At 62.6% G+C, this 18,405-nt stretch carries 17 protein-coding genes; 5 read left to right on the top strand and 12 right to left on the bottom strand.

The genetic code is table 11. The features are described from left to right. The first annotated feature begins 32 nt into the window (after positions 1-32). Positions 33-1,226, top strand: a complete 1,194-nt coding sequence (gene rdgC / locus JFN91_RS09605) for a recombination-associated protein RdgC (RefSeq protein ID WP_199388995.1) — start codon at positions 33-35, stop codon at positions 1,224-1,226. Between the two features lie 160 nt (positions 1,227-1,386). On the opposite strand, the gene mnmA is transcribed toward rdgC, so the two are convergent. After that, the gene (gene mnmA / locus JFN91_RS09600; RefSeq protein ID WP_199388994.1) at positions 1,387-2,466 is read right to left on the bottom strand and encodes a tRNA 2-thiouridine(34) synthase MnmA; all 1,080 of its coding nucleotides are present in this window, start codon (positions 2,464-2,466) and stop codon (positions 1,387-1,389) included. A 206-nt stretch (positions 2,467-2,672) separates the two neighbouring features. Here mnmA and JFN91_RS09595 point away from each other — a divergent pair, with 206 nt between their 5' ends. Beyond that, positions 2,673-3,503: an HDOD domain-containing protein gene (locus tag JFN91_RS09595; RefSeq protein ID WP_199388993.1), complete on the top strand. Its 831-nt coding sequence runs from the start codon at positions 2,673-2,675 to the stop codon at positions 3,501-3,503. Positions 3,504-3,591: 88 nt separating this feature from the next. Here the strand turns inward: JFN91_RS09595 and JFN91_RS09590 are convergent, their stop codons facing one another. From JFN91_RS09590 to JFN91_RS09570, 5 genes are all read right to left on the bottom strand, one after another. After that, positions 3,592-4,005 (bottom strand): (deoxy)nucleoside triphosphate pyrophosphohydrolase, encoded by a 414-nt coding sequence (locus tag JFN91_RS09590; RefSeq protein ID WP_199388992.1) that lies wholly within the window; start codon positions 4,003-4,005, stop codon positions 3,592-3,594. Continuing rightward, positions 4,002-4,265, bottom strand: coding sequence for a Txe/YoeB family addiction module toxin (locus tag JFN91_RS09585; RefSeq protein ID WP_199388991.1), 264 nt, complete (start codon positions 4,263-4,265; stop codon positions 4,002-4,004). The genes JFN91_RS09590 and JFN91_RS09585 overlap by 4 nt, the downstream gene beginning before the upstream one ends. Beyond that, the gene (locus tag JFN91_RS09580; RefSeq protein WP_236015071.1) at positions 4,262-4,510 is read right to left on the bottom strand and encodes a type II toxin-antitoxin system Phd/YefM family antitoxin; all 249 of its coding nucleotides are present in this window, start codon (positions 4,508-4,510) and stop codon (positions 4,262-4,264) included. The genes JFN91_RS09585 and JFN91_RS09580 overlap by 4 nt, the downstream gene beginning before the upstream one ends. 90 nt (positions 4,511-4,600) lie before the next feature. Beyond that, positions 4,601-5,710: a hybrid sensor histidine kinase/response regulator gene (locus JFN91_RS09575; protein ID WP_199388990.1), complete on the bottom strand. Its 1,110-nt coding sequence runs from the start codon at positions 5,708-5,710 to the stop codon at positions 4,601-4,603. Between the two features lie 2 nt (positions 5,711-5,712). Further along, positions 5,713-8,505, bottom strand: a complete 2,793-nt coding sequence (locus JFN91_RS09570; RefSeq protein WP_199388989.1) for a PAS domain S-box protein — start codon at positions 8,503-8,505, stop codon at positions 5,713-5,715. Between the two features lie 390 nt (positions 8,506-8,895). Here JFN91_RS09570 and JFN91_RS09565 point away from each other — a divergent pair, with 390 nt between their 5' ends. From JFN91_RS09565 to JFN91_RS09555, 3 genes are all read left to right on the top strand, one after another. Further along, a complete protein-coding gene (locus JFN91_RS09565) occupies positions 8,896-9,471 on the top strand; it encodes an ANTAR domain-containing response regulator (protein WP_199388988.1) in 576 nt (191 codons plus the stop codon). A gap of 253 nt (positions 9,472-9,724) precedes the next feature. Continuing rightward, positions 9,725-10,564 carry a zinc metalloprotease HtpX gene (gene htpX, locus JFN91_RS09560; RefSeq protein WP_199388987.1) on the top strand — a complete coding sequence of 280 codons (840 nt, stop codon included), beginning with the start codon at positions 9,725-9,727 and terminating at the stop codon, positions 10,562-10,564. Positions 10,565-10,576: 12 nt separating this feature from the next. After that, a complete protein-coding gene (locus tag JFN91_RS09555) occupies positions 10,577-11,497 on the top strand; it encodes a TerC family protein (RefSeq protein WP_199388986.1) in 921 nt (306 codons plus the stop codon). Positions 11,498-11,644: 147 nt separating this feature from the next. Here the strand turns inward: JFN91_RS09555 and JFN91_RS09550 are convergent, their stop codons facing one another. The 6 genes from JFN91_RS09550 to JFN91_RS09525 form a co-directional block, all read right to left on the bottom strand. Next, positions 11,645-12,970 (bottom strand): hemolysin family protein, encoded by a 1,326-nt coding sequence (locus tag JFN91_RS09550; protein WP_199388985.1) that lies wholly within the window; start codon positions 12,968-12,970, stop codon positions 11,645-11,647. Between the two features lie 325 nt (positions 12,971-13,295). After that, positions 13,296-13,796 carry a chemotaxis protein CheX gene (locus JFN91_RS09545; protein ID WP_183349398.1) on the bottom strand — a complete coding sequence of 167 codons (501 nt, stop codon included), beginning with the start codon at positions 13,794-13,796 and terminating at the stop codon, positions 13,296-13,298. A 121-nt stretch (positions 13,797-13,917) separates the two neighbouring features. After that, entirely contained in the window at positions 13,918-15,123 is a 1,206-nt protein-coding gene (locus tag JFN91_RS09540) for a methionine adenosyltransferase (protein ID WP_199388984.1), read from the bottom strand. 187 nt (positions 15,124-15,310) lie between these two features. After that, complete coding sequence (locus tag JFN91_RS09535) at positions 15,311-15,706, bottom strand: FxsA family protein (RefSeq protein ID WP_199388983.1); 396 nt, start codon at positions 15,704-15,706, stop codon at positions 15,311-15,313. A gap of 9 nt (positions 15,707-15,715) precedes the next feature. Continuing rightward, positions 15,716-17,089, bottom strand: coding sequence for a sigma-54-dependent transcriptional regulator (locus JFN91_RS09530; RefSeq protein WP_199388982.1), 1,374 nt, complete (start codon positions 17,087-17,089; stop codon positions 15,716-15,718). A gap of 11 nt (positions 17,090-17,100) precedes the next feature. Further along, the gene (locus JFN91_RS09525) at positions 17,101-18,294 is read right to left on the bottom strand and encodes a pyridoxal phosphate-dependent aminotransferase (RefSeq protein ID WP_199388981.1); all 1,194 of its coding nucleotides are present in this window, start codon (positions 18,292-18,294) and stop codon (positions 17,101-17,103) included. Positions 18,295-18,405: the final 111 nt, after the last annotated feature.

Genomic DNA, 18,405 nt, shown 5'->3' with positions numbered 1-18,405 from the left:
GACAAGAAAAGCACACTGAAGGAGAAACATCGATGGGCATCCTCGCCAACACAGTAAGCGTCTGCCACTTCAAGGTCCAGGGGGATCTTCCGCCGCAGGAAGAGCTGTACGCCTGGGTCACCAAACAACTCGCAGGCAATAAATTCAACCCGATCGACCAGGGAACCGAGGAACTCTCGGTCGGCTGGGTGCACCTGGACGATCCCAGGATCGCCGACTTCGACTCCCCCGCGGCCTGCTGCCGCGAGCACTATTTCATGTTCACGTTGCGCCGCGACAAGCGCGCCGTCCCTTCCGCGGTACTGAAGGCCCACCTCGAGAAGGCGAAGGAGGAGTTCCTCGCCGAAAACCCGGGCTTCGCCAAGGTCCCCAAGCAGAAAAGGGAGGACCTCAAGGAGGCGGTGCACGCGATGCTCCTCTCCCAGACGCTGCCCACCCCGGCAACCTACGACGCGGTCTGGGACACCAAGACCGGCATCCTCACCTTCAGCTCGCTCTCGCCCAAAGTCATCGAACTCTTCGAGGACATGTTCAAGAAGACCTTCGAGGGGCTCAGGGTCTCCGCGTTCCATCCCTATGCCCGCGCGGAAAGCGTCCTCGACGACGGCAACAAGGTGCTGCTGGCGCAGGCCAACAAGGCCGGCGGCGACAATTACCTGGAGCTGATCAAGGAAAACCAGTGGCTGGGGACCGACTTCATGCTCTGGCTCATGTACCAGACCATGAACGAATCCTCCGAGTACGCCGTGAACCAGCCGGGCGTGCTGCTCGCCAACGAGCCGTTCGTGGCGTACCTGGACGACCGCGTGGTGCTGCTCGGCTCCGGTGAGAACGGCGCACAGAAGATCACCGTGGCGGGGCCGCAGGACCACTTCAACGAGGTGCGGAGCGCACTCCTGAACAAGAAGCAGATCACCGAGGCGACCCTGCACATGGAGGCGGGGGACGACCACTACAAGCTGACCCTTAAGGGGGAGCTGTTCCATTTCGCCTCCTTCAAGTCCCCGGCGGTCCAGTTGGAGAAGGACAGCACGGTCGACGAGGCGATGGAGCGGGAGGCGGTGTTCTTTGAAAGGATGCTGCTGCTTGAGAAAGGGACCCAGCTCTTCGACTCGGTGTTCGCCACCTTCCTGAAGCTGAGGCTTGGCAATCAGTGGGAAGAACAGGCGACGGCGATCCAGAAATGGCTCAACGTCTGCACTTACTGCAACAGCCAACTGGCATAAGCTCTCCGAACGGAAGCGGCCGCGAAAGAAACAAAGAAGGGCGCAGGGAATTGATCTCTGCGCCCTTCGTATATTTATGTCGCGGCCCAATAGGAAGCACCTGGCCCCGGTGACGACGCATCCCCTCCCCCGGAGGGGGAGGGTTAGGGAGGGGGAAAGCTTATGCGCCGGCAGTGAGGGCTTTGACGATGCGGCCGCCGCCTACCAGCTCGTCTCCCTGGTAGAAGACCACCGACTGCCCCGGGGTCACCGACTTCTGCGGCTCGGCAAAAAACACCTCGCCCAGTCCTTCCCCCAGTATCTTGACCCGGCACTCCATGGGCTGCTGCCGGTAGCGGATCTTGCACGTCGTTTCCACGGTGTCACCCGCGACCGGCACCACCCAGTTCAGATCACACGCCAGCAAACCGGGAGCGAACAGTCCCCCGACCTCGCCGACCACGACCCTGGCTTCGGCCGCATCGATGGCGACGACGTACAGCGGCTCCTTCCAGGCGATACCCAGTCCCCTTCTCTGCCCGATGGTGTACCGATGGGTGCCGTTGTGACGCCCGAGCACGGTGCCGTCCACGTGCACGATCTCGCCGCTTCTCCCGTCCAGCCCGCCCCCCTTTTCCAGGAAGGCAACGTAATCGTCACCGGGGACAAAGCAGATCTCCTGGCTGTCGCTTTTCTGGGCCACCGGGATGCCGAAGCCGGCGGCGAGCCTTCTTACCTCGTCCTTGCTCGGCATCTCGCCCAGCGGGAAGATGACCCGGGCCAGTTGCCGCTGGGTCAGGGTGTAGAGGAAATAGGACTGGTCCTTGGCGAGGTAGGCCGCCTTCAAGAGGTGCCAGGTGCCGCTTTCGTCCCTGCCGGTCCTCACGTAGTGCCCGGTGGCGAGGTAGTCGGCGCCGACTTCGAGCGCCTTGTCCAACAGCAGCCCGAACTTCACGTACTTGTTGCAACGCACGCACGGGTTCGGGGTCTCCCCGGCGAGGTACTGGGCGCGGAAGTCCTCCATGATGAGGCGACCGAATTCCTCCTCCAGGTGCACCTGGTGAAACTCTATGCCGAGATACTCGGCCACGATCTGGGCGTCCCCCTTGGCCTGCGGGTCCTCGCCTTCCCGCTTGAACAGCTTCATGTTGATGCCGATCACCTCCGCCCCCTGCTCTTTCAGAAGCGCCGCGACCGTAGATGAATCCACGCCGCCGCTCATGGCGACGGCGACCTTCTTGCCTTTATATTCTGCTGACATGTCCGCTCCGTTATGTTGCTGTTTGCCGCGCGTCCATAGTTGACCGAATCGCCGCTGCAAGGCAACCTTTTTCTCCTGAACGCGGCCTCATCCCCGACGGGCACCGGCGCTCAAGTTCCGGCGCCATCAGCCGATTTGTATTGTTATGGCCCGGCCGGGTGGATTAAACTGTCTCCTGGCCCGAGCCCAGCACAAGGAGAATCGTCATGCCCCTGTCGCTCACCATCAGGCGTCTGCTGACCAACCAGCCCATCGACCTCCCGGTCTTCCACCCCATCGCGGTGCACATCCTGCACCTGTTGCAGACCCCTGACTTCACCATGACCCAGGTCACCGATCTCGCCAACGAGGACCAGTCGCTGGCGGGGCAGATCCTGAAGATGGCCAACTCCCCCTTGTACATAGGCAGGGTCCGGACCGAGACCATCAAGGAGGCGGTGGTCAGGCTGGGGGGACAGGAGATCGCCAACCTCGCCATGGCGGCGTCACAGGCGAGCATCCACACCTCGGAAAACAGGACCATCAACAGCTTCATGCAGTCGCTTTGGCTGCACAGCCATGCCTGTGCCCTGGGGAGCCGGTGGCTGGCGCGCCGCGCCGGATATCCGCAGCACGGCGACCAGGCTTACATGGCCGGCCTGCTGCACGACATCGGCAAGTTGTACCTGTTGAAGGCGCTGGAGCGGCTGAACCAGATGGGGGTGGCGCACGCGGCGCTCGAGGAGGACCTGCTGCTGGAAATCTTCGCGGAGCTGCACGTCGAGCAGGGGTGCCGGCTCATGGAACACTGGAACATGCCCAAGGTCTACTACAACGTGGTCGCCAATCATCACGACGACAACTTCGACACCCAGGACATAGTGCTGACGGTGGTGCGGCTGGTGAATACGGCCTGCAGGATGAAGGGGATCGGGCTGCTGCACGACCCGGAGATCGATCTCGCGGAGCAGACCGAGGCGGCCCTGCTGCAGCTTTCCGACGAGGAGATGGACGACCTGCTGGACGTATTGGACGACTCGCAGGAGCTTGTGCTGTAAGGCAGGGGCTAGGGGAAAAGCAGGGGCTGGGGGCTAGCATAGCGAGAAGGGGGACAGGCACCTGACGGAGCCAGTCCCCTTTTAGTCTCTAACCCTGCTGCTGCCCTTGGTACTCCAAAATGATGGGGAGGTCGGCGTCGGCCCACTCCAACTCCAGCATCCGCTCGGGGGGGAGCCAGGTCATGGCCGAGTGCTCGTGCAGGGTGATCTCGCCGGAAACGATGCTGCAGACGTAGGGATAGAGGGTCACGTCGAAGGTCGGGTAGCTGTGGGTGGTCGGCGTGAGCGGGCGCCCCACGGCTATCTCCACCCCCATCTCCTCCACCAGTTCGCGCGTCAGGCACTCCTCGCGCCCCTCTCCGGGCTCGATCTTCCCACCGGGAAATTCCCACCTCAAGGGCAGGTTCATGGATGCGCTGCGCCGCGCCGACAGCACCAGCCCGTCACGCTCGATGATGGCACAGGCTACATGGACGTGTTTTCTGGAATCGATGGTTGTCATTCGTAGTGAGTCCACATCCGGAGGATCTTTACCGTCCGTTCCGCTTCCAGGACTTGGTAGACCACCCGGTGTTGCAAATTAATCCTTCGGGAGTAAGCGCCGGAGAGGTCACCGACCAGCTTTTCATACGGCGGAGGGGTTTTGAAAGGATCTTGTTCAATGACAGCTAGAAGCGACTGAGCCTTCGGCTTCAACTTCGCGGCCTTCAGCTTCTGGGCGTCCTTCTGCGCCTGCTTGGTGAAAACAACGCTCCAACTCACCAGCCCGGCTCTTCGCTGCATTCTTCAACGGGAGTCGCCATCCCTTCCAGCACGGACTCGCGCATCCCGGGTACAGAGAGGAGATAGAGGGTTTCTGTCACTGCACGCCAATCATCTTCAGACAACATCACCGCGTTGCCACGCTTGCCAGTGATACAAACCGGTTCGTGGGAAGCAGCGGTCTCGTCGATGAGCCGGTACATGTTTGCCCTTGCGGCACTTGCCGAAACTACTTTCATTTCCATCACCTCCCGCAAAAGCGTACGCGAGCGTGACGGCGAGGTCAAGGGAATATTCCCAACTGCCGGTTCAGGAGCCGGAAAGGTTACTATGCTTTACTCTTCCGGCAGCACCAGCGGGATCTGCAACTGGAACACGGAGCCGCCGTTGGGGGCGTTCTCGGCCCAGATGCTGCCGTCCATCAACTCGGTCATGCGCCGCGCTAGGGTGAGCCCGAGCCCTAAGCCGGGATAGGAGCGGGTAATGGAACCGTCGGACTGGGTGAAATCGCTGAAGATGCGCTCGAGGTCCGCGTCGTCGATGCCGACGCCGGTGTCTGAAATGGAGAACTGCAGCATCTGCACGGCCGCGATTTCCTGCCGGCACACCTCCAGCCCGACCGCACCGGCGGGTGTGAACTTGACCGCGTTGCCCAGGAGCATGGAAAGCACCTTGTGCAGCATCCCCTGGTCGGAGACAACCACTTCGGGCAGCGCGGGCTCGACCTGAACGTTGAAGGTAAGCCCCTTGGCATCGGCCATGGCCCGGGCCTCCATGACTACCATGTCAAGGAACGACTTCAGGTGGAAGGGTGCGTTCTCCGGAGCTCCCCCCTCCCCTTCCAGGCGGCTGGTCTCGATGAGGTCCTCCACGATCCCGAGCAGCCGGGTGGCTGATTTCTGCACCATGCCCAGGTACTTGCGCTTGTTGTCATCCTCTTCCTGGGTGAGCACTAGGTCGGTCATGCCGATGATCGGGGTGAGCGGCGTGCGCAGTTCGTGGCTGACGCTGCGCAGAAACTCCTTCTTGGCGCGGTCCGCGGCACTGGCCAGCGTCTCGAGCAGGTCGCGGTAGCGCTTCAGCTCCAGGTGGTTCTTTACCCTGGCCCGGACGATGTGCGGGCTGATCGGCTTGGTGAGGTAATCGATGGCGCCCAACTCGAGCCCTTTGATTTCCTGTTCCTCCTCGATCATGGCGGTCACGAATATGATGGGGATGTCGCGCATGGTGGGATCCGCCTTCAGAATGCGGCACAGCTCGAACCCGTCCATCCCGGGCATCATGATGTCCAAAAGGATCAGGTCCGGCTTGTCGGCACGGATCAGTTCCAGCGCGTCCAGCCCGCTGGTGGCAAAGAACAGCTCGTAGTCGTCCCCCAGGCTCTCACTCAGGATCTCGATGTTGGCAGGGGTGTCGTCGACTATCATCACCGTCTGGCGTTTCATAGCTACTCCGTTTTTTCGGTATGGAAATCCGGCACTGCCGGGAAGATGGACAGCAGCTGGCGTGCCTTCCTGAAATCGAGCTTTTCCATGCAGGCCTGCAGCGCCTGCAATTCACTGGCAAAGCTGCCGCGCGGCACCTCGCCGCAGAACTTCTCAAACTGCCGCTTGGCGTCCAGGCTGTTCCTGGCCAGCAGGCGTTCGAGCTTCGACTTCTCGGCGACGAACCGGTCCGGGGCGAAGGTGCCTGCCGATGCCGTGCGGACCGGCCGCGTCACCGGGGCGGGGGGCGACACGGGTTCGGGCTGGTGTGCGGCGGCACGGGCCAGGGCCCGGATCATCCCGTCCACCAGCAGCGACGGGCGCACCGAAACGGGGTACACCGCGCTCACCCCCCACTCATCCCCCAATTGCCGCACCGCTTCCAACTGCTCCGCCGGAACCGTGGCTAGGACCGGCACCTCGTTGTGATACCGGCTCGAGATGCTGCGGGAAAGCTCTTCGAGCCCGTCTTCACCGGCGGTGTCGGCGTCGATCACCACCATGTCGAAAGGGTACCCGCCCGCCGGCGCTTCCTTGAGCGCCTCGCTGGCAGCCGCAAAGTTCGGCACCGCTTCCAGGTCGATCGGCATCCCCTGCAACATCTCGGCGATCCCTTCGACCGCTGCCGGATTGCCGTCCAGCACCAGGAGCCTCAGGTTGCGCAGTTCCTCTTTGCGGGCCTCCGGTTTCGGCTGCCCCGCAGCCGGGACGGCGAAACCGACGGTGAAGGAAAAGCTGCTCCCCGCGCCGGGGACGCTCTGCACCTTCAGTTCCCCTCCCATCAGTTCGACCAGCTGCCGACTGATGGAAAGCCCCAGGCCGGTGCCGCCGTAGCGGCGCGTGGTGGAACTGTCGGCCTGAGTGAAGGGTGTGAAGATGCGCTCCATCTGCTCGGGGGTGATACCGATGCCGGTGTCCTGGACAGAGAAATTCACCTGCACCACCCCGGCTTCCTGTTCGACCGGCTTCACCGCGACCACGACCTCACCGCGGCCGGTGAACTTGAGCGCATTGGCGATCAGGTTGTTGAGCACCTGGGTCAGGCGCAGCGGGTCGCCCAAAAGTTTCCTGGGGAGTTCCGGGGCGAGCCGCATCTTGAAGTCGAGCCCCTTTTCCTGTGCCTTCAGGTGGTGCATGTCCGAGATGTTGCCCAGCACCTCCTGCAGGCTCAGTTCGGTCTTTTCCAGCTCCAGCTTGCCCGCCTCCATCTTGGAGAAGTCCAGTATGTCGTTGATGATGTTCAGCAGCGTCTTGCTGGCGGAGCAGATCTTCTCGAGGTACTCGCGCTGCTTGGGCATGAGCTCCGTCTTCAGGGCGAGGCGGCTCAGCCCCATCACCGCGTTCATCGGTGTCCTGATCTCGTGCCCCATGTTGGCCAGGAACTCGGTCTTGGCCTGGCTGGCAGCCTGCACAAGGTCGCGCTCCCGGCGCAGCTCCTGGGCCTCCCGCTTGGCGGTCACGTCCTCGATAACCCCGATCAGGTACTTGGGCTCCCCTTTTGGGCCGCACACCAGGGACTTGGTGAGGTTCACCCACACCACGGACCCGTCCTTCCTGAGCTGGCGCATCTCGATGCTGTAATTGTCGATCTCGCGGTTGACCAGGCGGGAGAGCTGCCCCTGCTCGGCGGTGCGGTCGTCGGGGTGGATGGTCTGCTCCAGGGTCCACCCCAGCAGCTCCTCCTGGGTGTAGCCCAGGATGTCACAGAAGCGCCGGTTGATCCTGATCAGGATGTCGCTCAGGGCGATGTGGCAGATCCCGACGGCCGCCTGCTCAAAGGTATTGCGGAAGCGCTCCTCGCTCTCCTTCAACTGTTCTTCGGCCTTCTTGCGGAAGGTGATGTCGGTCAGGACGCCGAGCAGGGCGTAGACCCGGGCATGATCGTCCTTGAGCGGGATGAGGGCCTTGCTGACCCAGTTGCCGTCCCGCTCGCGCTGCTCGTCCCGCTCGACGGCCGTACCCGCCGCTATCACCCGCTGGTCCTCCTCCTGGCGTTTGCGGGCCAGCGGCGGTTCGAACAGGTCGTAGTCGTTCTTACCGAAAACGTCGGCCGGCTCAAGCCCCAGCTCGCGGGCAAAGCTGGAGTTGCAGGAGAGATAGACCAGGTTGCAGTCCTTGAGGAAGATGCGCTGGGGCAGGTTCTCGATCAGCCCCCGGTAGCGTTTCTCGAAGAAAAGTGCGCTTTCTGCCTCCTTGCGCTCACTGATATCGTGCACCACGCAGACCACCCGGAGTGCCGTCCCCGAATAGCTGCGGAACACCTCGCCCACTTCGGAAAGGTAGCGCTCGCTGCCGTCGGGACGGACCAGGGGAAATTCCACGGTGAAAGAATCATCCCCGCAGAGGGCCCTCTCCACGGCGACCGCCATTGCCTCACGCGCCGTTTCCGGCAGCAGTGCAAGGAAGGAGTCGTAGCTCTGCGGCGCGTCCTCGAACGGGAGTCCGAAGATGCGGCAGAGTTCCTCGGAGCAGTCCAGACGACCGCTGGCGAGATCCCAGTCCCAGCTCCCGATATGCGCGATGCGCTGCGAGATGCGCAACTGCTCCTCGCTGCGCCTGAGTTCCTCCTCCGACTGCCGACGCCACTTCAGGCGCAGGGCGTGCAGCCCCCCCACGAAGACCATGGCCAAAGCTCCCACCGGCCCGGCCTGGGGACGGCAGACCGCCGCGACCAGGACCAGCAGAACGCAGGCGCAGATGGCCAGGGCCAGAGTGCTTCGGCTATGGATGGCTGCGGATCGGGAGATGAACAACACGGGCTCCTTTGGCTACCGGAGGGTGCCAGGTCCCGCTGCGGCACGTGGCAATGTCGCAGCGGCTGCCCCGCCGCTTGCAGGGGCATAGCCACATTATCGGCTCTCGGGTCCAAAACATTAATGAAATTAGCGGCAAACGGCAGGCAATTTATGCACAGTCCCTCTCCCTCCGGGAGAGCGGGTGAGCAGCGTTTGCTGCCAGCATGTTGCAGCCGCCCTAAGGGGGCCCCCTCCCCTTGCGGGAGGGGGAGAGCTGGACAGGAGAGGGGATGCGGACACATCTGGCATAAGATCATTCCCGATCAGGACGTTTTTGGAACGCTCTATGCTCTTTAACCGGGTAACCTGTCCAGTCGGGGCAGTTCCAATCGTCGTAAGGGGGTGAAAATCATGGGAAAAGCGGTCCTGTACATTCGCGACGAGGAGCTTCTGGAGAGCCTAAAAAACAGGCTGAGGGAGCGAGGTTTTGCTGAAATAATAGCGTCCGGCAGTGCCAGCGAGCTGTTGAGCGAGGCCCTGGCCAACCATCCGGAAGTCGCCGTGGTCGAATTCAGCGCCGGCGACCAGGAGATCGTGGGCGCGGTGAAAAGGCTATGGGACAAGCTGAGCCTCCCGATCGTGATGATCGCGGAGAGCTGCGACTTGGGGGATGTGCAGACCTGGGGCGAGTCCGCGGTTTCCACGGTCCTGGCCAAGCCGGTCCGGGAGGAGGAACTGGTGGCGGCACTGGTCCTGTCCATCGCGGCGGCGCGGCGGGTGGAGCGGCTCAAGGAAGAAGTCTCTTCCCTCAAGGAGAGCATCGAAAGCCGCAAGGTGATCGAGAAGGCCAAGGGACGGCTCATGGAGCGTGACAAGCTGTCCGAGGCCGAGGCTTTCCGCAGGATGCAGCGGCTCGCCATGGACCGCAGGATCTCCATGCGGCAGCTGGCCGACGCGATCCTGCTCACAGAGAGCATCGCCGGGTAAGACCACATTTCCCCGCATAAGGAGGGAAAAGAAACGGTTGACACCACTGCCTCCCTTACCTATATTTCATGATGGTAAAGGGGAGTAGCCAACGGTTGGCACCGCAACCGACCCGTGTTCGTCAAGACGGCCGCCCAGGCCCGGACATGGGGCATGACAATCCTGTCAGAGCAGGCAAGACCTTTATCCAGTGCAAGCGCGCCTGGGTAAAGGTCTTTTTATTTGACCACGCGACACGGCAAGGAGGTACGTCATGAACCGATTCAAAACAGCGGTCCTGCTCACTACGCTCACGCTGATCATGGTGGCTCTGGGAAGCGCCATCGGCGGCCGGGGCGGCATGTACTTCGCCTTCATAATGGCCTGCGCCATGAACCTCTTCTCCTACTGGTTCTCCGACAAGATCGTGCTGCGCATGTACGGAGCCCAGGAGATCACCGAGGCGGAGAACCCGGCCTTCTACGGCATGATCAGGAGGCTCGCCATGCAGGGGGGGCTCCCCATGCCCCGGGTCTACATCATCCCATCGGAGAGCCCCAACGCCTTCGCCACCGGCAGGAACCCGGACCACGCGGCAGTCGCCGCGACAGAGGGGATCCTGCGCATCCTCACTCCCGAAGAGATGGAAGGGGTGATGGCGCATGAACTGAGCCACGTCGCCAACCGCGACATCCTCATATCCAGCATCGCCGCAACCATAGCGGGCGCCATCTCCATGCTGGCCAACATGGTCCAGTGGGCAGCCATCTTCGGCGGCCGCAGGGACGACGAGGAAGGTGGGGGCTGGGGCGGCCTGGCACTCGCCATCATCGCGCCTATCGCCGCCATGCTGATCCAGCTCGCCGTTTCCAGGAGCCGCGAGTACCTGGCCGACGAAAGTGGCGCCAGGCTCTGCGGAAAGCCGCGCTCCCTGGCCAACGCGCTCAGGAAGCTGGACCAGGCGTCACGGGCCCTGCCCATGGAAGAGGCACGACCGGCGACCGCGCACATGTTCATCGTCAACCCACTTAGCGCTGGGATGCTGATGCAGCTTTTTTCCACGCACCCCCCGATGGAGGAGCGTATCGCCCGACTGGAGCAGATGGGGCATTAACCGGAGGGAGTTTTGACCAACAGAGAGATGATGTGGATCGCCTTCGCAGGGATCATTACCGTGATGTTCATCCTGGACCTCTTCGTCTTCAACAGGAAGAGTCACGAGATCGGGTTCCGCGAGGCGCTGGCCTGGACGGCAGTATGGGTCGGTCTCGCCATGGCCTTCAACGTCGGCGTCTGGAACGTGCTGGGGTCGGCGAAGGCGCTGGAGTTCCTCACCGGCTACATCATCGAGGAGTCACTCTCCGTCGACAACCTCTTCGTGTTCATCATGATCTTCTCGTATTTCAAGGTGTCGAGGGCGCACCAGCCCAAGATACTGAAGTGGGGGATCATCGGCGCGCTGGTGATGCGGGGCATCTTCATCGTGGTGGGCATAGAGCTCATCGAGCGTTTCCACTGGATGATCTACGTGTTCGGCGCGGTGCTGATCTACACCGGGTTCAAGATGGCGTTCGGCGGCGACGAGGAGGTCCACCCGGAGCACAACCCGCTGGTACGGCTGGTGCGGCGCTTCGTCCCCATCACCAAGCGTGCGCGCGGTGACCACTTCTTCATCAGAAGGCGCGGCATCTGGGCCGCCACGCCGCTGTTCCTGACCCTGGTCGTGGTCGAGTCGACCGACGTCATCTTCGCCGTCGACTCCATCCCTGCGGTGCTCGCGGTAACCCATGACCCCTTCATCGTGTACAGCTCCAACGTCTTCGCCATCATGGGGCTGCGCTCGCTGTACTACCTGCTGGCCAACGTCATGGAGATGTTCGCCCACCTGAAGCTCGGGGTTTCCGTGATCCTCGCTTTCGTGGGTTCCAAGATGCTCCTGTCCAACCTGGTCGAGATCCCGCTGCAGCTCTCCCTGGGAGTCATCATCGGCGCCCTGACTATTTCCATACTGACATCCATAGTGGCGGGGAAAAGACACAGGGGATAAAGGCAGGGGCTAGGGACTAGCGGCTGGGGGCTAGAAACAACAAAGGCGGGCTTGATGCCCGCCTCGTGCCGTCAGTTTACAGCCTAAGTCCCGTCGACCCAGTCCCCAGTCCCCAGTCCCCAGTCCCCAGTCCCCAGTCCCCAGTCCCTAATCCCTAGTCCCTGCTTCTTGCCCCTGGTCTTTCTTCACAATCCGCACCTGGGTGATGCCGGTGCGGGTCACTTCTTCGCAGGTCAGCAGATACTCGCCCAATGCCACCGTCTCGCCCTGCTCCGGAAAACGGCCGATCCGGTTCAGGATGAGCCCCGCCAGCGTGTCGTAGGGAAGATCGTCGCCCAGGTCGATCTCCAGGAGGTCTTCAAGATCCGAAATGGAGATCAGGGCATCGACCAGGAAACTCCCGTCCGCCAGCACCTGCACCCGGCTCGGTTCCCCCACGTCATGCTCGTCCTCTATCTCGCCCACCAGCTCCTCGAGCAAATCCTCGGTGGTGACGATACCGCTGATGCTGCCGTACTCGTCCACCACGAACGCCATATGCACCCGCGTTTTCTGCATCTCCTTCAACAGGTCGCTCACCTTCTTCCCCTCGGGGACGAACACCGGCGGACGCACGATGGAACGGATGTCGAAGTCGGGCTCGCGCACCATGCGCCCCAGCAAGTCCTTGCCGTGGATGAAGCCCACCGTCTCCTCTATGCTGCCGAGATAAACGGGGTAGCGGGAGTACATGTTGTCCAGCACCCCGTTCAGGATCTCTTCGTTGGAGAGGTTGAGGTCGAAGGCGACCACGCGGGTGCGCGGCACCATCACCTCGCGCACCGCGGTGTGGGTGAAGTCGAATAGGTTGTCGATGAAGGTGTGCTCGGTCTCGCTGAAGATGCCGCTTTCATGCCCCTCGGCGACGATGTGCTGCACCTCCTCGCGGGTCATGAAGGCTTTTCCCTCACCCTTCAATCCGAACAGGGCCAGGGTGAACTTGGTGGAATAACTGAGAAACGACACCAACACCCCCGCCACCCGGGCCAGAACGGTGATGGACTTCACCACCCGCAGGGCAACCGGTTCGGCGTACTGCAACCCCGCCGTCTTGGGGACCAGTTCCCCAAGGATCAGTTGCAGGTAGGAGATGGCACTGACCACGATGCCGATGGCGAGCGGTTCGGCGGCGTTGCGAACCATGGCGATGGGGGAGACCTGCAGCACGGGTCGGATGTAGTCAACGGCGATGACGCCGCCCACCGCCGAGGCGGTCGAGCCGACTACCGTGACCCCGATCTGCACGATGGCGAGTAGGCGGTGCGGATCGTTTTGCAGCGACTCCACCAGCGCGGCCCGCTGGTCCCCCAGGGCGACCAGTTGCGCGACCCTGCTTTTACGAATGGAGATGATGGCGAATTCGGCGCAGGAGAAAAAACCGTTCAGCAGGATGAGGACGGCGATGACCAGCAGTTCGACAAAGACGGTGTCCAATGACCCTCCGGATTAGTTCATGGCCCGCCCGCGTTGCTCCACGGACGTTCCAAAATCAACAGTTGCTCATTTTCAACGCTAACCGCCACCTTGTCAACCTTTTGATGGAGTAAACCGTTCAAGCGCGCGGGTACGACAAGCGACAAGGTAATCAATAGCGTCTTCCCCCTCCCTTGACGGGAGGGGGTCGGGGGGGTGGGTGAAGCCGCAAGATATGAAAGTGATGGCAGCAGGGGTGGGGACCTAAGGCAGCTGTCCCGACAAAAACAAACAGCGGCCACCGCTGTGGTGGCCGCTGCCGGTAGACAACTCTGTAAGCAAAAGGCTACTTGCCGATCTTGAACGAGAGCAGGAAACGCTCCTCGCCGCAGACGAAGGGCATCACCAGCGACTCGGCACTGGAGATGCTCTCCAAGGCGTAGTCATTGCCGTAGATGACCGTCGGTATGGAGAGGTTGATGTCGGCGCCCTTGGGAGAGAAGATGTGCTTCACGTCGCCCCCCACCATGTTGGCGATCTCACCCATGGCATCGTTGACATCCTCGTCGACTTCGGTGACGTCCATGCCCAGCATATTGGAAGTGACCTGCAGGGCCAGTTTCTTAGGGCAGTGGATGGCCAGGATGCCGGAGTGGCTGCCGGCCAGGCCCACCATGCTGGTCACCGTTTCATGAAAGGTCAAGACCGGTTCTGCCAGGGGAGGCTCGTCGACCACCTCCAGCATCACCATGGTGGAGAAGACCCCCTTGGTGATATCCGCAATCGTTTTCCTGACTTCGTCCTCGGTGGTGTTGGCTTCACTGAGTACCGCTGCATCAAGCCCCATGTTCCGTCCTCCTCACCGCATCGATTAGGTAGCGTAGTCCAGCACCTGACGAAAGAAGACCAGGTAGATAAAGATGCGTATAAATGCATTCGGCAGGAAAGCCCCGGTCTTTAGCGAATTTTTAACAGACCGGGAAATCGCCCCGCGCCAGGGCATGGCAGAACTCCGTGATGCCAGATAGTTGGCGCTGCATGACCTCCCGCACCTTTCCCTCGACCTCGGTCACGCTGCGCCCTGGTTCCATGACCAGTTGGGCGCTGGCCATCTGCGGCCGGTCGACCGGCTCGCCGATCCGGCTCAAGAGCATCACGTACGCGCCCTCCACGCCGGCCACCGACGTGCAGATCTCCTGCGCCATCCGGTGCGACAACACGTTGTAGATCTTGCCGACGTGGCTCATGGGATTCTTACCCGCGGCGGCCTCGGTGCCGATGGCGCGCGCAATGGGGATCAGGCCGTTGACGCGGTTGCCCCGCCCGACCTGTCCGGAGTCGGCGTCCTCGGCCGAGGTGCCCAGGAGTGAGAGGTAGACCCCGGCAAGGCCGCGCCCGGCTTGGTCCAGCGTGTTGTAGTGCACCCGGACCCGCCCGAAGCCGCGGCACTCGCGCTCCAGGAAGTCACCCATCTCCATCTCGACGGCGTGCTTTCTCTCGAAGTATTCCCGCTCCGACTTGATCCCCTCGGCAAGAAGCGGCATGGCCACGGTGATATCCAGGTCGTCCCCGTTTCTGAGCCCCATCACCTTGACGTCCTCACCTGTCTCGGGGAAGAGCGTCTTGAACCGTGCGCCGTTCAGCTCCCGCTCCAGGGTGAGCACGGCGCGCTCGGTCGGGCTCAAGGGGTAATAGCCGACGGCGGCCGAGGTGTCGTTGGCCCCCATCACCGCGCCGGGACGCGCGAATATGTCGGTCAACTCGCGAGAACCCGGGGCCAGCTTGAGCCGATAGCTGACATGGCGCTCGGGGTCCACGTGGCGCAGGTTGCGCGAGATCCAATCCTTCGCGGCGCCGACGGCGATGTCGTGCACCGGGATCTCCTTGTCTGCCACGCTGAAGGTGGCCCGGTCGCCGATGGTCAACTCCATCGGCTCGATCACCTCGCCTCCGCCGAAGCGCAGTTCGACCCGGCCGGCGGCCAGGAGCCCCTTGTCGATGTTGTGATGCAGGATCGTGCCGAACTCGGAGAGGTAAGCCTGGGACAGCGCGACCGAGATGGAGTCCATGATGCAGTCGCAGATCTGGTCGGGGTGGCCGGTCCCCTTGCGCTCCACCATCTCGACCCGTTGCTGCGTCACCTGAGTGCCGTGAAACTCTTCCACTACCAGCATGGTCTTCCCCTTTCCTCCCGGCGGGTGCGGGTTGCGGCCGCGCGGGCAACCCGAAAATAGTAGCCGAAAAAGGTGGGGGCGCAATTCGGGGCTGCAGTGGCCTGCATTCCCTCTCCCGGAGGGCGAGGGGGTAGTTGGAAAAGGTTCGATTTTGAGCGGGATAGGAGCGGATGACAGCGGAAAGGAATCAGAAGTGGCGGCGCACCACGAAGCCGCCGCGGGCTATCTTGTTCTGCAGCCACAGGCCGAGCCAGAGCTTGATGAAGCGCCTGGTGGCGGGAATCAGGAAGAAGATGCCGAGGAAATCGGTGAAGAAGCCGGGGGTGGTAAGGAGGACGCCCCCGATGAAGATGAGGGCGCCGTCCAGAAGCTGCGCGGCGGGGAGCCGCCCCTGGGAGAGCTCGTCGCGGATCTGGGTAAGCACCCTGCCCCCCTGGTGGCGGATGAGCCAGGCGCCGGTCATGCTCATCAGCAGCAGGATGGCGACCGTGGCCGCGCCGCCGATCACCTGCCCCACCTTGATGATCAGGTAGATCTCGATGACCGGGACGATGAGGAGGATGAGGAACAGTCGGAAGAACATGGCGCCCCGCTACTTTTTCATGTCGATGCCGTAGCTCTTGATCTTACGGTGCAGGTTGCTCCGCTCCAGTTCGATCGCCTCCGCGGTCTTGGAGACGTTCCAGTCGTTCTCCTCGAGCTTTTGCATGATGAACTCGCGCTCGAACTCCTCGCGCGCCTCCCTGAGGCTCGAGAGTTCCAGCACGCTGTCCAGCTTGCCCCCCGCCTCTTCCCGGGCGCCGGGCGAGACGAAGTCCTCGGGGAGATGGTTCATGGTGATGGTGCCGCCGGGGGTCATGATCACCAGGCGCTCCACGATGTTCTTCAACTCGCGCACGTTGCCGGGCCAGTCGTAGCGCTTGAGCGACTCCATCGCCTCCGGGACGATACGCTTGCGCTCGCGCCCCTCCTGGTCGCAGAAGGCGTCCAGGAAGTAGCCGGCCAGAAGCGGGATGTCCTCGCGGCGGTCACGCAGCGGCGGAACCTTGAAGGGAACCACGTTGAGGCGGTAGTAGAGGTCCTCGCGGAAGGTGCCGTTCTTGATCTCCTCCTCGAGGAGCTTGTTGGTGGCGGCGACGATGCGCACGTCCACCTCCAGGGTCCGGGTCCCCCCCACCCTTTCGAACTTTTTCTCCTGCAGGATGCGCAGCACCTTGGCCTGGGTCTTGAGCGACATGTCGCCGATCTCGTCGAGAAACAGCGTGCCGCCGTCGGCCAGGTCGAACTTCCCCTTCTTCTGCGCCACGGCACCGGTGAAGGCGCCCCGTTCGTGGCCGAAAAGCTCGCTCTCGATCAGCTCCTCGGGGATGGCGGCGCAGTTGATTTCGATGAAGGGCTTGTCGCGGCGCTGGCTGTGGTAGTGCACCGAGCGCGCCACCAGCTCCTTGCCGGTGCCGTTCTCGCCGGTGATGAGGACCGAGGCGTTGGTGGGAGCGACCAGCCGGATCTGCTCGGCCAGCTGCTGCATGGCGGGCGAGTTGCCGATCATCTCGTGCCCCTGCTGCACCTGCCCCCTGAGGGCCGCGTTCTCCTCCTTCAGGCGGTTCATGGAGAGCGCGTTCTCCACGGTCACCACCACCTTCTCCAGGGAGAGCGGCTTCTCGATGAAGTCGTAGGCGCCCAGCTTGGTCGACTTGACCGCGGTCTCGATGGTGCCGTGGCCGCTCATCATGATGACGTTGAGGGCCGGGTGCTGCTCCTTCAGGCGCTTGAGCGTCTCGATGCCGTCCATCTTGGGCATCCAGATGTCCAGGAGCACGAGTCCGGGAAGCTCCTTCTGGCACAGGGCGAGCGCCTCGGTCCCGTCCGCCGCGCACACGGTGCGGTATCCCTCGTCCTCGAGGATGCCGGCCAGGGAGGAGCGGATCCCCTCCTCGTCATCGACTATGAGAATGGTCTCGGTCATGGTGGTCCCTTCTATCCCGGCAGTCCCGCCTCTTTGGCCAGCTCGCGCCAGGCGGGGATACTGCGCTCGATCATCCCCTTGTCAACGCAGTAGGCGATGCGGAAGAAGCCGGGGGCGCCGAAACCCGCACCGGGCACCAGCAGGATGCGGTGCTTCTGGGCCATCTTGACGAACTCGACGTCGTCGGCCAGCGGCGACTTGGGGAACAGGTAGAAGGCGCCGTCGGGTTTCACCATGGAGAAGCCCATGCCGGTCAAGGAATCGTAGAGCAGATCGCGCTTGACCCGGTAGGCGTCGATGTCGACCGAGACGTGCTGCAGCCCGGCCACCAGGCGCTGCATCAGGGCCGGTGCGTTGACGAAGCCGAGCACGCGGTTGGAGAACACGGCCCCTTCCATGAACTGGTCCACGTTGTTCATCTTGGGGCTGGCGGCCAGGTAGCCGATACGCTCGCCGGGGAGCGCCAAGTCCTTGGAGTGCGAGGTGACGATGACCGAGTTCTGGACGTAGCGAAAGATGTTGGGCACGCTCTTGCCGTCGTAGGCGATGCGCGCGTAGGGCTCATCCGAGATGACCAGGATCTGCCTGCCCATTTCGGCTTCCTTGGCAGCCACCATGTCGCCCAGGGCCTTGAGGCTCTCGGCGGGGTAGATGACGCCGGTCGGGTTGTTCGGCGAGCAGATGATGATGGCGCGGGTCTTGTCGGTCACCGCCGCGGCGATGGCCGGGATGTCGAGCTGGAAGGTCTCGCGGTCGGTCCAGACCTCGACCGGCACGCCGCCGTGGTTGTCGATGTAGAAGCGGTACTCGACGAAGAACGGGGTCAAGAGAATCACCTCGTCGCCCGGGTTGAGGATGGTCTTCAGCACCACGTTGAGGGCACCGCCGGCGCCGCAGGTCATCACCACCTGGCTTCCCTGCACCGGGAGGTCGGAGGCGGCGGCGAGCATGCGCGCCACGGCGTTCCGAGTCTCGGGATAGCCGGCGTTGTTCATGTAGCGGTGCATGCCCGGGATCGGCTGCTTGGCGAGCTTCAGGAACTCATCCTGGAACGCCGCGGGGGGCTCGACATCGGGATTCCCCAGTGTGAAGTCGTAGACCTTGTCGGCGCCGAACTCCTTCCTGAGCTTCTCACCCTCCTCGAACATCTTCCTGATCCACGACGATTTCGCAATAAATCCAGCGATCTTATCAGCGACGGGCATGCATCCCCTCCTTGGTTTTGGTGTCCAGTTTTATTAGCACATTACGGAAAACGGGGCAAGGCGTATTCCCCCCCGCGGATCAGGCCACCAAAGCACCATTCTAATATTTCC

The organism is Geomonas anaerohicana (genome assembly GCF_016458305.1).
In the GTDB taxonomy this organism is placed as follows: Bacteria; Desulfobacterota; Desulfuromonadia; order Geobacterales; family Geobacteraceae; genus Geomonas; species Geomonas anaerohicana.
Note: the sequence above shows the minus strand (reverse complement) of the source record. Positions and strands in the feature narration are given on the sequence as shown.

Excerpts from the sequence above, each read along its gene's own strand:
- JFN91_RS09535 (WP_199388983.1), bottom strand. The coding sequence starts at position 15,706 with ATGTTCTTCCGACTGTTCCTCATCCTCCTCATCGTCCCGGTCATCGAG.
- JFN91_RS09545 (WP_183349398.1), bottom strand. The coding sequence starts at position 13,796 with ATGGGGCTTGATGCAGCGGTACTCAGTGAAGCCAACACCACCGAGGAC.
- rdgC (WP_199388995.1), top strand. The coding sequence starts at position 33 with ATGGGCATCCTCGCCAACACAGTAAGCGTCTGCCACTTCAAGGTCCAG.
- htpX (WP_199388987.1), top strand. The coding sequence starts at position 9,725 with ATGAACCGATTCAAAACAGCGGTCCTGCTCACTACGCTCACGCTGATC.
- JFN91_RS09590 (WP_199388992.1), bottom strand. The coding sequence starts at position 4,005 with ATGACAACCATCGATTCCAGAAAACACGTCCATGTAGCCTGTGCCATC.
- JFN91_RS09565 (WP_199388988.1), top strand. The coding sequence starts at position 8,896 with ATGGGAAAAGCGGTCCTGTACATTCGCGACGAGGAGCTTCTGGAGAGC.
- JFN91_RS09580 (WP_236015071.1), bottom strand. The coding sequence starts at position 4,510 with ATGGAAATGAAAGTAGTTTCGGCAAGTGCCGCAAGGGCAAACATGTAC.
- JFN91_RS09575 (WP_199388990.1), bottom strand. The coding sequence starts at position 5,710 with ATGAAACGCCAGACGGTGATGATAGTCGACGACACCCCTGCCAACATC.
- JFN91_RS09530 (WP_199388982.1), bottom strand. The coding sequence starts at position 17,089 with ATGACCGAGACCATTCTCATAGTCGATGACGAGGAGGGGATCCGCTCC.
- JFN91_RS09540 (WP_199388984.1), bottom strand. The coding sequence starts at position 15,123 with ATGCTGGTAGTGGAAGAGTTTCACGGCACTCAGGTGACGCAGCAACGG.
- mnmA (WP_199388994.1), bottom strand. The coding sequence starts at position 2,466 with ATGTCAGCAGAATATAAAGGCAAGAAGGTCGCCGTCGCCATGAGCGGC.
- JFN91_RS09595 (WP_199388993.1), top strand. The coding sequence starts at position 2,673 with ATGCCCCTGTCGCTCACCATCAGGCGTCTGCTGACCAACCAGCCCATC.
- JFN91_RS09525 (WP_199388981.1), bottom strand. The coding sequence starts at position 18,294 with ATGCCCGTCGCTGATAAGATCGCTGGATTTATTGCGAAATCGTCGTGG.